Below are 12,488 nucleotides of genomic sequence, written 5' to 3' on the forward strand. Positions count from 1 at the left end.
AGCCTCCCCGCCATGCGCCGCCCACTCCCGCACCTCGCGTTCGCCGCTGTCACCATCGCCATCGCTCCGGCGCTCCTCTCGGCCCAGCAGCTGCAAGGGGTCAAGGAGCGCGTCTTCTCCGTCAGCGAACGCCTGGGCAGCGGCGGCACCATCCGCCTCTACGCCCGCGTGGGCGACATCACCATTACCGAGGGGACGGGGGAGACGGTCGACTTCCGCGCCGAGAAGGACGAGCGCCGCGGCCGACTGGAGGACGTGGGCTTCACCGTGCGACGCGACGGCAACGACGTCACCATCTGCGCGGTGTACTCGGATGACGACGCCTGCGACGCCGACGGCTTCAACGGCCGTAGCAACCGGCGCTGGAACTGGGGTCGGCGGGAGTCGTTGCGCCTGACGATGACGGTCCGGCTGCCGCGCGGCGCGCGCCTGCGCACCACGAGTGGCAACGGCGACATCTCGGTGAACGCGAACCTGGCCGAGGCGCGGGTCTCCAGCGGGAATGGGCGAGTCAGGGTCTCCGGGGTCAGCGGTCGCGTCGACGCCTCGTCAGGCAACGGCGAGGTCTCGGTGGACAAGGCCGGCGGCCCGGTCGACGCACGGTCCGGAAATGGCGACGTGACCATCGGGACGGTCAACGGGCCGGTCAACGCCTCGTCGGGCAACGGCGACATCCGCGTCTCGATGGACCAGCTCACCGGGAGCGAGGACATGGAATTCTCCTCGGGCAACGGCCGCGTCGAGGTCGTCGTCCCCGCCGACTTCTCGGCCGAGGTCGAGGCGAACAGCGGCAATGGGCGCATCACGACCGACTTCCCCATCACCATCCGTGGGAAGCTCACCCCATCGCGGCTGCGCGGGACGATCGGGAATGGCGGGCGCCGCCTCCGCATGTCGACCGGCAACGGATCGATGGAGATCCGGAAGCGCGCGTAGGCTCGTTGGAGCTGTCTCATTCGTGGTGATCGTGGGGGCGCCGCAGGTTGCGGGGCCCCCGCGTCGCAGGGAGGGACGACGCACGGCGGTCCCGCTCGGTTCAGCGAGTCGACGTTGCGCCGATACTGTGGGGAGAGGTGTCCCCATGGAGAATCGTGTGCCCAGTCTTACGCCGACACGCCCGTTCCAGACGCGCATCGAGCGTCACGTCGAAGTCCGCCTCAAGGACGTCGATTCGGATCACCATTTCATCAGCTCCAAGTCGGAGACGATCAACGTCAGCGATCACGGACTCCTGATGGAGGTCCCGTCGGCGCTGGATGCCTGCGTGGGACAGGAAGTGATCGTCTCGCTGCACTGGGCCGATGGCCAGTGGGAATCGCCGGGCGAGATCGTGCGCTTCGAGAGTCCGTATTGGCGCGACCTGCGCTCGAGCGTGATGGGGGTACGCCTCGCGCGCGCGCTCCCGCACGACCTCCTGGTGCCGAACGAGACGCATCCGTAGGACACGCGCGACGCACCACTCGGCATCGCGATCGCACCGTTCGACCACGCCCCTTCCATTGCTTCGGCCGCCCAGGCAGCTTCGGGCGGCCTTTTCATTGGACGCACGACCATGCACCTGCCGCGCGCGACGACGACCTCGCCGCTGATGGCCACGACACCGCGGGCGCATCGCACGCGCCGCGTCGTCGTGGCGCTCCTCGCCTCCCTGGCATTCCTGTCGACGGCCGCAACGGCGGCCACGGCGCAGGAGCTCTCCGGCCGCGCCGCCCGCGAGGCGGCGCGCGCGTATCGCGAAGCCAACGAAGCGGCGATCCTGCGCGAGTTCACCACGCTCCTGTCGCTGCCTAACGTCGCCAGCGACAGCGTCAACATCCGTCGCAACGCCGCGCTCCTGCTGGAGCTGCTGCGCAAGCGCGGCGCCACCAACACGCAGCTCCTCGAGGTTCCTGGTGGGCCGCCGTCGGTGTACGGCGAGCTCCTGGTCCCGGGCGCCACACGCACGGTCGTGCTGTATGCCCATTATGACGGGCAGCCGGTCGACCCGAAGCAGTGGGTGGGGGGCGGGCCGTTCACGCCGGTGCTGCGCGACAAGGCGCTGTACCAGGGCGGGCGCGAGATCCCCTTTCCCGCCGATGGGCAACGCGCCGACGGCGAGTCGCGCATCTACGCGCGCTCCGCGAGCGACGACAAGGGATCGATCATCGCGATGCTCACCGCCCTCGACGCACTCCGCGCGCGCGGTGCCGGCGCCTCGCTCAACATCAAGTTCTTCTTCGAGGGGGAAGAGGAAGCGGGATCGGGGCATCTCAAGGCGATCCTCGAGAAGTACAAGACGTTGCTCAAGGGCGACGCCTGGCTCTTCTGCGACGGCCCGGTGCACCAGGGCGGGGACCAGCAACTCGTCTTTGGGCTGCGCGGGGTGACAGGGCTCGAGGTGACGGTCTACGGCCCCACGCGCCCGCTGCACAGCGGGCACTACGGCAACTGGGCGCCGAACCCCGGGATGCTGCTCGCGCACCTCGTGGCCAGCCTGCGCAGCGACGACGGCGAGATCCTCATCCCCGGCTTCTACGCCGACGTGCGCCCGCTCAGCGCCGCCGAACGCGAGGCAGTCGCGGGGCTCCCGCTGGTGGACACGACGTTGCGCCGCTCGTTAGGGCTGGCCAGGACGGAAGGGAACAACGCCCTGCTCGCCGAGCGCATCATGCGCCCCGCACTCAACCTGCGCGGCCTGCGCGTGGGCGGGGTGCAGGAACTCGGCTCCAACACGATCTCCACCGAGGCCTTCGCCTCGTTCGACTTCCGCCTCGTCCCCAACCAGACGCCGGCGCGCGTCCGCGAACTGGTCGAGAAGCACCTGCGGACCAAGGGGTGGCACATCGTGAGCGACACCCCATCCACCAGCGAACGTCTCACGCACCCGCGCATCGCCCGACTGCAGTGGGAAAGCGGCTACCCCGCGCAGCGCGCGCACATGGACGACCCGTTCTCGCGCGCGCTGGTCACCGCGGTGTCCGACGGAGCCCGCACGCCGCCGCTCCTCGTCCCGACGCTCGGCGGGTCGGGGCCAAGCTACCTCTTCACCGAAGTGCTCGGTGTCCCGGTGGTCACGCTCCCCATCGCCAACGCCGACAACAACCAGCACGCCGCCAACGAGAACCTGCGCGTGCAGAACCTGTGGAACGCGATCGAGATGTACGCGGGGTTGATGGCGCGGCTGGGGAAGGAGTGGGGAGGGCCGCCGGTGCCGTGACGCGTCGAGCGGTTCGCCGTTAGGCAGGCGCGCGCTACTCGTCGCCGACGTCGGCGTGCGCCTTCCCGAAGGCCAGGACGAGTGCACTGCCCACGATCACCGCCGCCCCGACGAGCGTCCACGCCGACGGTCGCTCATGCAGCAGCAGCGCCCCCCACAACCCGGCGAAGACGATCTGCAGGTAGCCCGTCGTCGTGGCACGCACCGCCGTCTCGGCCTGCAGCCCGCGCGTCATGTAGACCTGCGCCAACTGGGTCGCCACTCCCACGCCGAGCAGGATCGCCCACTCCGCCGGCGTCGGCACGAGCCAGTTGGAGGAAGCGAAGGGGATGGCGATGGGAAAGGTGACGAGCGGAAGGTAGAAGACGACGACGGCGGGGTGCTCGCGGTTCCCCATCTTGCGTACCGCGGCGTAGGCGGCCCCCGAGCACACGGCGCCGAAGAGGGCGATGGCGATGTCTCGCGTGTCGTAGACCGAGGCGGCGCTTCCGAAGAGGAAGCCCGGGCGCGTGATGAGAATCACGCCGACCATCGCCATGGCCAGGCAGGCCAGCTCACCTGGCCGGACACGTTCCCCCACCCACAGCGCCGCCAGGATCGTGGCGAAGATGGGGTTGGTGTACTGGATGAGCGTCGCCTCGCCGAGTGGGAGGTGCACGAGCGACCAGTAGAAGCAGTTGATCCCGATGGCGCCAAGGGTGCCGCGCACAAGGAGAAGGCGGCGATGGGTCCCCCAGATGGAGGGGAGCCCAGCCTGGCGCACCGCCCACCAGCTCATCGCCAGCGTGAGCGCCGCGCGCACGAGGACCACCTGCGACGACGGAAGGCGCCGTCCCGCCAGCTTCACGAACAGCCCCATCACCGCGAACCACCAAGCGCCGATGGCCATCGCCCGGATCCCCGGCGACAGGACGCTGCTGCGGGCGACGGGAATGCTTGGAGGCACAGCGGAACTCGAGGGGCCTGACATCGACTGGGAAGCTACAGGCCAGTGCACCGCTGGTCGACCGCTAGGGAATCGCGTGCATCGCCGTCATCATGCGCGTCACCGGGCGGAAGATCGGCGTCGCCTCAGCGAGGGCGCGCGAATCGCCGACCAGCACCACCTCGTCGCCATCCTCGATGACGATGTCACCGATGGGCTGGAAGACCCCCTCGCCATGTCGCAGCACGGCAGCGGCGATGGCGCCCGTGCGCGATCGCAGCTTCAGCTCGCGCGCCGTGTGGCCGATGGCCTCGCCTCCGGCGCGCGCCACGACGACCTCGAGGTCGAGCCGCGCCCCGATGCGCGACAGCACCTCGTCCATGGGGGCAATGATGGCTCCGCGCTCGCGCAGCACCTCGTAGTGGTCGCGGCGCGCCTCGTCGGCGGCTTCGCGAATGCGCGACGCCGGGATGTCGAAGCGACGCAGCACGCGGGCAAAGATCTCGAGCGAGGTCTCGAACTCCTCCGGCACGACTTCGTTGGCCCCAAGGCGTTGCAGCTCGGTGATCTCGGAGACGTAGCGCGTGCGCGTGACGATGTGGACGGTGGGATTGTGGTGCCGCGCGACCACCACGGCGCGGCGTTCGTCACCCACCGAGGCGATGGCGAAGACAATCACCCGCGCGCGCTTGAGCCCCACCCGGTCGAGCACCTCGGCGCGCGTCCCGTCGCCGAAGAAGATCGGTTCGCGGGCGAGCCGCGCCTGCCTGACGAGTGCCCCGTTGGAGTCGAGGATGACGTACGGAATGCGGGCCCGGCGCAGCGCCCGCGCCAGGTTGCGCCCGTTGAGGCCATAGCCGACGATGATCACGTGGTCGGTCGCCGGCCCCGCGGCCCGCACCTCGCGCGTGGCGAACTCCATCGTCGGCATCGCGCGCAGCGTGAAGACCTTGTCGGCAATCTCGGGGGCAGCCCCCACGGCGAACGGGGCCACGAGCATCGTGACAACGGCCGCGCCAAGGAACAGCTGGTAGTGCGGCTGGTCCATGATGCCTAACGCGATGGCGCTCGACGCGAGGACGAAGGAGAACTCTCCCACCTGCGCCAGCCCGATCCCGGCCACCAACCCCACGCGCATCGAGCGACGCACGAAGCGGACGACGACCCAGGCGATGAGCGTCTTGAGGACGATGATCCCCAGCGCCACCGCCAGGACCTGCAGCGCGTGGGTCGCCACATAGCGCACGTCGAGCAGCATCCCCACCGAGATGAAGAAGATCCCGCTGAAGGTGTCGCGGAACGGCAGCACGTCGGAGAGCGCCTGCAACCCGTACTCCGACTCGGAGATGATGAGCCCCGCGAGGAACGAGCCCAGGGCGAGCGACAACCCGAACGACGAGGTCACGAAGGCCGCGCCGAGGCCGATGGCGACCACCACGAGGGTAAAGATCTCCTGGTTGCGCATCTCGGCGATGCGCGCGAGCACGCGCGGCACGGCCCAGCGTCCCACGAGGAGCATCGTGGCCGTGACGAGGATCGCGACCCCCACGCTCCTCGCGATCGAGAGCACGTCGGCGCCGCTCCCGCCGAGCAGCGGGAGGAAGAGCATCAGCGGGACGACGCACAGATCCTGGAACAGGAGGATCGCGACGACCACGCGGCCGTACGGCGCGTCGAGCTCACCCCGGTCGGCGTAGACCTTGAGGATGATGGCGGTGGACGAGAGGGCGATGAGCGCCCCGAAGAGCGCCCCCTGGCGCCAGTCCTCGCCGAGCGCCAGGACCACGGCGGTGACGGCGAGCATGGTCCCCACCAGCTGCAATGCGCCGCCCACCATCACCAGCCGCCCCATCTTCACGATCCGGGAGAGCGAGAGCTCGAGCCCGACGGCGAAGAGCAGGAGCACGACGCCGATCTCGGCCAGCGTCTGGACCGACTCCACCTCGCGCACCAACCCCAGCGCGGTGGGGCCGATCGCGATGCCGCTCACCAGGAAGCCGACCACGCTGGGAATGCGCAGCCGGTAGGCGAGAACGACCACGGGAACCGCGATCGCCACCAGGATGACGAGGTCGCGCAGGAGGGGGATGCCGTGCATGCGCGAAAGCTCTCGCGGCGTGGGAGGGTTTGTCGAGATGAGGGAGCAAATCAGGGCAGCGGCGCCTCGACGCTCCATGGCGACAAGCGCGGTGCGGCGCGCCGCTAACTGCCGACCGCCCTCGCCCCGTCGTCCGTGCTGCGCTCGGCGCCGTTCCGCTGCCCCTCGTCAGGCACTCCCTGCTCCGCGGTCACCGCCGGTGATTGACGCAGGATGACAAAGCCGATGAGCCCCGCGACCGTCGAAGCACCGAGGACCGCAATCTTGGCCGCGTCGAGAAGCGGCGAGTCGCCAAAGGCGAGGCCGGCGATGAAGAGCGACATCGTGAAGCCGATGCCGCCCAGCCAGGCCGCGCCATGAAGCGCTCGCCACGTCACTCCGCTGGGGAGTGCCGCGAGTCCGAGGCGCACCGCCGCTGCGCTGAACGCCGTGATGCCGAGCATCTTGCCCACCACGAGGCCGAGCGCCACGCCCAGCGACACCGGGCTGGCCAGCGCCTCGCCGATGCCCGACAGCCGCACACCGGCGTTGGACAACGCGAAGAGTGGCATGACGCCGAAGCTCACCAGGGCGTGGAGCGAGTGCTCGAGCTTGAGCAGCGGGGCATTCACCGCACTCACCGCGACGTCCAACCCGTTCAACGCCTCCTGTTGCCCCTTGCTGGTGATGACCAGCAGGTCACCCGTCTCGGTGCGGTCGAATTCATCGAGCAGGGCGCGCGCACGCGAGGAGAACTCCTCGGCGTTGATGCGCGAGTCGGTCGGAATGGTCAGCGCGAGGATCACGCCGGCAACGGTGGAGTGAATCCCGGAGAGCAGGATGCAGTACCAGAGCACCAGCCCAACCACGAGGTACGGCGTGAGCGCGCCAACGCGCCGCACGTTGAGCGCGACGAGGATCGCCATGCACAGCGCGGCGCCCGCCAGCGCCCCCCACACGAGGTTCGCCGTGTAGAAGAAGGCGATCACCAGCACAGCCCCGAGGTCGTCGACGATGGCCAGCGCCGCGAGGAAGACCTTGAGGCCGAGGGGGACACGCGCCCCCAGGAGCGCTAGGATGCCAAGGGCGAAGGCGATGTCGGTGGCCATCGGGACGCCCCACCCCACGCTCCCGGGACCGCTGCGGTTCACCAGCGCATAGAGCAGCGCCGGGACGACCATGCCTCCAAGCGCTGCCACGATCGGGAGCGCCGCCTGCTTGGGCGAGGCGAGCTCACCAACGAGCACTTCTCGCTTGATCTCCAACCCCACCAGGAGGAAGAAGACGACCATCAGGGCATCGTTGATCCAATGATGGAGCGACATCGTGAGCGGCGCACCGGCCCCACCGATGGCGATCGGGGTCTCCCACAGGTGGAAATACGAGTCGCCCCACGCGCTATTGGACCAGACCAGGGCAATCGCCGTCGTGATGAGGAGGACGACGCCGCCCAGGGAGCCGATCCTGGCAAACTCCTGAAACGGCTGCAGCACCCGCCCGACGATGCGCCGGCGAGCCGTGCCTGGACGGGCGGGAGGAGTCGCAGTGGCTGATGGCATCGAGGGGGATGACCGCGGACGAATAGCGACGCGCTCGTGCTTGTGAACGATAACGGCCCGGTGGAGCGCCGGGTGTACGGCGGGGCGGCGGACTTCCCCACGCAGGTCGGGGGGATCGCGCTGGCGTGGTCCCGCGACGCGCGCCAGAATGTCTGCGCCCCTGCAGCCGGGGCGTTCAGGACGGCCGTGCCGCGCACAAACGCGTGGCACGGGCTCACAGGCGCAGCACGCGCGCCATCCCCCCATCTCGTCAACACCCCGGAGCCGCCCGTGCGTTCCCACGTTCGCCTCGTTGCCACCGTCTGCGCCCTCGGCGCGTTAGGCACCTCCCTGCAGGCCCAGCGCGCGGCGCGGCCGGCGCGCGGCGTCGCCAGCGATAGCGCCCGGCCATCGTCGCCGTACACCAGCGAGGCATTCGGCGCACTTCGCGCCCGCTCAATCGGGCCAGCGATGACCTCGGGGCGTGTGATGACGGTGGCGGTCCACCCCAGCAACCCCGGCATCATCTACGCCGGCACGGCGTCGGGCGGACTGTGGAAGACCACGAGTGGGGGCGCCGCCTGGCAGCCGGTCTTCGATCGCGAGGGTTCGTACTCCATCGGGTGGATCACCCTCGACCCGAAACATCCGAACGTCATCTGGGTCGGGACCGGCGAGCGCAACTCGCAGCGCTCCGTGGCCTACGGCGACGGCGTCTACAAGTCCGAAGATGGCGGCCGCTCATGGAAGAACGTCGGCCTCAAGCTATCGGAGCACATCGGGCGCATCGTCGTCGACCCCACCAACAGCGACGTGGTCTACGTCGCGGCGCAGGGACCGCTCTGGAGCGCCGGCGGCGAGCGGGGGCTCTACAAGACCACCGATGGCGGCACGTCGTGGACCCAGGTGCTCGCCATCTCCGAGAACACCGGCGTCAGCGATGTCGTCGTCGATCCGCGTTACCCCAACGTCATCATCGCCTCGTCGTATCAGCGCCGGCGCCACTTCTTCACGCTCATCAACGGCGGCCCCGAGAGCGCCATCCATCGCAGCACCGACGGCGGAAAGACCTGGACCAAGGTGAACACGGGACTCCCCAGCGAGGAACTGGGGCGCATCGGGCTCGCCATCTCGCCGCAGAACCCGGACGTGGTCTACGCCAACGTCGAAGCAGCCAATCGCCGCGGTGGCATCTATCGCTCCAGCGACAACGGCGTCACGTGGCAGAAGATGTCGGACTACACCCAGGGGTCGATGTACTATGGCGACATCTTCGCCGACCCCACGCAGTTCGATCGCATCTATGTCCCGGACGTCCTCTTCCAGGTGAGCGATGACGGCGGGCGCACCATGCGCCCCCTCGGGACGCGCGGGATGCACGTCGACAATCACATCATCTGGATCGATCCGACGAATCCCAATCACTACCTCATCGGCAACGATGGTGGGCTCTATCGCACGTACGACCGCGGCGAGACGTGGGTCTTCTTCGAGAACCTCCCGCTCGCCCAGTACTACGACGTCGACGTCGACAACGCCGCCCCGTTCTACAACGTCTACGGCGGCCTGCAGGACAACAACTCGATCGGCATGCCGTCGCGCACCAAGAGCGACCACGGCATCATGAATTCCGATGTCTTCGTGACGATGGGAGGCGACGGCTTCGTCTCACGCATCGACCCCGAGGACCCGAACATCATCTATTCCGAGCTGCAGCACGGCGTCATCGTGCGCTTCGACAAGCGCACGCACGAGCGCGTCGGCATCCAGCCGCAGGAAGCCAAGGGCGACGTCCCGCTCCGCTGGAACTGGGACGCCCCCTTCATCATCTCGCCGTTCAGCAGCAAGCGGCTGTACATGGCCGCCCAGTTCCTCTACCGCTCCGACGATCGCGGCGACAGCTGGAAGCGGATCTCCCCCGACCTCACTCGGCAGGTGCAACGCAATACGCTGCCGGTGATGGGGAAGGTGTGGGGCCCCGACGCCGTCGCCAAGAACACCTCCACCGCGCTGTACTCCAACATCAGCGCCGTCGCCGAGAGCCCAAAGAAGGAAGGGATGCTCTGGGTGGGGACCGACGATGGGCTCATTCAGGTGAGCGAGGACGGGGGCACCAACTGGCGAAAGATGGACAGCTTCCCCGGCGTCCCGTCCAACGCGTACGTGTCTCGCATCAAGGCCTCGCAGTTCGACGCCAACACCGCCTACGCCACCTTCACGAACCACCAGAACGGCGACTTCAAGCCATACGCCATCAAGACGACCGACGGCGGGCGCACGTGGACGTCGATCAACGGCAACCTCCCGGCGCGCGGCTCGACGCACGCCTTCGCCGAGGACTTCGTCGATCCCAACCTGCTCTTCGTGGGGACCGAGTTCGGCGCCTACGCCTCGCGCGATGGCGGCTCGCACTGGTTCAAGCTGGGCGGCATCCCCACCATCGCCGTGCGCGACTTCGCGATCCAGAAGCGCGAGCATGACCTCGTGATCGGGACGTTCGGGCGCGGGATCTACATCGTGGACGACTACACCGCACTGCGCACGACGACGCCGGCCACGCTCGCCGCCGCGGCCACGCTCTTCCCGGTGCGCGACGCCCTGCTCTTCGTCCCCACGCAGCAGTACGGCGGGCGCGGCAAGGCCTTCCAGGGGGAGATGCTGTACAGCGGCGACAACCCGCCGTACGGTGCGGTCTTCACGTACTACCTGAAGGACGGCCTCAAGTCGCTCAAGCAGAAGCGGCTCGACGCCGAGAAGGCGGCCGAGAAGGCCGGGCAACCGATCCCGTATCCCACCCCCGAACAGATGCGGGCCGAGGCCGCCGAAGAGGCGCCGTCGATCCTCCTGACGATCAGCGACTCGTCAGGCACCCCCATCCGCACCATCACGGGGCCGTCCGCCAAGGGGCTCCAGCGCGTCGCCTGGAACCTGCAGCTCCCCTCGCACACGCTGCCGCGCGCGGCCAACCCGTTGGAGGAACTGTTCGAGAGCGGCCCCTCCGGACCGTACGTCGTTCCCGGGCGCTACAACGTCTCGCTCGCCCAGCGCGTGGGGGGCGTCACGACTTCGTTAGGCGGCACGATCACTTTCCGCGTGATTACCGAGCCGGGCGCTCCGGTCACGCTCGCCGACCATGCCGCACGTGGCGCGTTCCAGAAGCGGTTGCAGGAGCTGCGGCGCTCGGTGGCCGGCGCGGTCGAACTCACCACCAGCACGGGACAGAAGCTCGACCAGATGCGCCGCGCCCTCGACCAGACACCGGCCGCACCGGCCGCGTTGGGGCAGCAGGTGCGCGCGCTGCAGGATCGCCTGGCGCTCATCGTGCGCGAACTCTCGGGCGACCGTGCCCTCGCCAGCCGCAGCGAGGCGACCCCCGCGTCGATCGCCGAGCGGGTGAATGGGATCAGCGGTGAGCAGGGACGTACACTCGGCCGCCCGACCGGGACGCACCAGGAGCAGTTCACCATCGCCAGCGAACTGTACGCCGTTGAACTCGCGAAGCTGCGCCAGCTCGCGGAGGCCGACGTTCCGGCGCTCGAGCGTGAGGTGGAGAAGGCCGGGGCGCCCTACACCGCCGGTCGGATCCCCGCACGATGAGGGGCCGCGGAGCAGTTGTCGGCGCCTTCGCCGCGTTGTGGCTGGCGGTAAGCGCGGGAACCCCCCTCGGCGCGCAGGGGCCGCAGGCGCGCGCCATCCTGCCGGGCATCGAGGGGACCATCATGCTCGACACGATGGGGCTCGCCCACAAGATCAGCGGCAATCGCGACTCGATCTTCACGGCGCTGGAGACCGCCTTCAAGGAACTCAAGCTCCCGGTCGAGACGCGCAACCCCAAGACCGGGCTCCTCACCAACCTCAACGCCGACGTGTCGCGACGCATCGGTGACGTGGCCATCTCGCGCTACCTCGATTGCGGGCGCGGCTTCTCCGGGAACAACGCCGACTTCTATCGCATCACCCTCGCGATCTCGGCGTGGCTGGAACCGGCCACCGGTGAGCCGCAACGCCTGATGGTCGCCATCGCGGCCAGCGGACGCGACCCCGCGGGGAGCCGGAGCGCGTACTCGCAGTGCACCTCACGCGGCGCGCTGGAACGGCGCATTGCCGATCGCGTGACGGAACTCCTCTCGCCACCACGGTAGGTCCGCATGGACGTCCACCGCTGGGACGAACGATTCTCCGCAGGCGAGCTCCCGTACGGGGCGGAGCCCAACGATTTCGTGGCCGCGCAGGCGCCGCACATCCCCACCGGCCCGGTGCTGTGCCTGGCGGAGGGCTACGGGCGCAACGCGTTGTGGCTGGCGGCGCAGGGGCACCCCGTGACCGCCATCGAGCAGTCGAGCGTCGGCATCGCGCGCGCGAAGGACCTCGGCGTTGAGCGTGGGGTCGAGGTGACGTGGGTGCAGGGCGACCTCGCCGACGTCGACCTGGGGGAAGGCAAGTGGAGCGGGATCGTCTCGGTCTTTGCGCACCTCCCGCCGGCATTGCGCGCCGATGTGCACGCCCGCGCGGTGCGGGCGCTTGCCCCTGGCGGCGTCTTCATCCTCGAGGCGTATTCCCCCGCCCAGCTCGGGCACCGCACCGGCGGGCCGCGCGACGTGGAGCTCCTGATGACGCGGGATGGACTGGTGCAGGAACTCGCCGGGCTGGAGCTCCTCATTGCGCAGGAGATCGAGCGCGAGGTGAACGAAGGGGTACTGCACCAGGGGCTGGCGGCGGTGGTGCAGGTGGTGGCGAGGAAGCCGCACTGAC

Annotated in this window: 9 protein-coding genes; 6 read left to right on the forward strand and 3 right to left on the reverse strand. The window is 69.1% G+C overall.

Features of this window, described 5'->3' with window-relative positions; all coding sequences use genetic code 11:
- The first annotated feature begins 12 nt into the window (after positions 1 to 12).
- The 3 genes from IPN47_26700 (at position 13) to IPN47_26710 (ending at position 3,196) form a co-directional block, all read left to right on the forward strand.
- On the forward strand, positions 13 to 936 hold the full coding sequence (locus tag IPN47_26700) for a DUF4097 family beta strand repeat protein (GenBank protein ID MBK9411570.1): 924 nt from the start codon (positions 13 to 15) through the stop codon (positions 934 to 936).
- A 157-nt stretch (positions 937 to 1,093) separates the two neighbouring features.
- On the forward strand, positions 1,094 to 1,441 hold the full coding sequence (locus IPN47_26705) for a hypothetical protein (protein MBK9411571.1): 348 nt from the start codon (positions 1,094 to 1,096) through the stop codon (positions 1,439 to 1,441).
- 111 nt (positions 1,442 to 1,552) lie between these two features.
- Positions 1,553 to 3,196: a M20/M25/M40 family metallo-hydrolase gene (locus IPN47_26710; GenBank protein MBK9411572.1), complete on the forward strand. Its 1,644-nt coding sequence runs from the start codon at positions 1,553 to 1,555 to the stop codon at positions 3,194 to 3,196.
- Between the two features lie 34 nt (positions 3,197 to 3,230).
- On the opposite strand, the gene IPN47_26715 is transcribed toward IPN47_26710, so the two are convergent.
- From IPN47_26715 to nhaA, 3 genes are all read right to left on the reverse strand, one after another.
- Positions 3,231 to 4,142 carry a DMT family transporter gene (locus IPN47_26715; GenBank protein ID MBK9411573.1) on the reverse strand — a complete coding sequence of 304 codons (912 nt, stop codon included), beginning with the start codon at positions 4,140 to 4,142 and terminating at the stop codon, positions 3,231 to 3,233.
- Between the two features lie 64 nt (positions 4,143 to 4,206).
- Complete coding sequence (locus tag IPN47_26720; protein ID MBK9411574.1) at positions 4,207 to 6,219, reverse strand: cation:proton antiporter; 2,013 nt, start codon at positions 6,217 to 6,219, stop codon at positions 4,207 to 4,209.
- A gap of 104 nt (positions 6,220 to 6,323) precedes the next feature.
- On the reverse strand, positions 6,324 to 7,757 hold the full coding sequence (gene nhaA / locus IPN47_26725) for a Na+/H+ antiporter NhaA (GenBank protein ID MBK9411575.1): 1,434 nt from the start codon (positions 7,755 to 7,757) through the stop codon (positions 6,324 to 6,326).
- A 270-nt stretch (positions 7,758 to 8,027) separates the two neighbouring features.
- Here nhaA and IPN47_26730 point away from each other — a divergent pair, with 270 nt between their 5' ends.
- From IPN47_26730 to IPN47_26740, 3 genes are read left to right on the forward strand one after another with little or no spacing between them, the layout of a single operon-like run.
- Positions 8,028 to 11,333, forward strand: a complete 3,306-nt coding sequence (locus IPN47_26730) for a glycosyl hydrolase (protein MBK9411576.1) — start codon at positions 8,028 to 8,030, stop codon at positions 11,331 to 11,333.
- Positions 11,330 to 11,878, forward strand: coding sequence for a hypothetical protein (locus tag IPN47_26735; protein MBK9411577.1), 549 nt, complete (start codon positions 11,330 to 11,332; stop codon positions 11,876 to 11,878). Before IPN47_26730 ends, IPN47_26735 begins: the two co-directional genes overlap by 4 nt.
- A 6-nt stretch (positions 11,879 to 11,884) precedes the next feature.
- Complete coding sequence (locus IPN47_26740; protein ID MBK9411578.1) at positions 11,885 to 12,487, forward strand: class I SAM-dependent methyltransferase; 603 nt, start codon at positions 11,885 to 11,887, stop codon at positions 12,485 to 12,487.
- The last annotated feature ends 1 nt before the right edge of the window (position 12,488 follow it).

This window comes from Gemmatimonadota bacterium (assembly GCA_016719105.1).
Classification (GTDB): Bacteria; Gemmatimonadota; Gemmatimonadetes; order Gemmatimonadales; family Gemmatimonadaceae; genus SCN-70-22.

Coding starts and splice junctions, on each gene's coding strand:
- IPN47_26720 (MBK9411574.1), bottom strand. CDS start 6,219: ATGCACGGCATCCCCCTCCTGCGCGACCTCGTCATCCTGGTGGCGATC.
- nhaA (MBK9411575.1), bottom strand. CDS start 7,757: ATGCCATCAGCCACTGCGACTCCTCCCGCCCGTCCAGGCACGGCTCGC.
- IPN47_26740 (MBK9411578.1), top strand. CDS start 11,885: ATGGACGTCCACCGCTGGGACGAACGATTCTCCGCAGGCGAGCTCCCG.
- IPN47_26735 (MBK9411577.1), top strand. CDS start 11,330: ATGAGGGGCCGCGGAGCAGTTGTCGGCGCCTTCGCCGCGTTGTGGCTG.
- IPN47_26710 (MBK9411572.1), top strand. CDS start 1,553: ATGCACCTGCCGCGCGCGACGACGACCTCGCCGCTGATGGCCACGACA.
- IPN47_26700 (MBK9411570.1), top strand. CDS start 13: ATGCGCCGCCCACTCCCGCACCTCGCGTTCGCCGCTGTCACCATCGCC.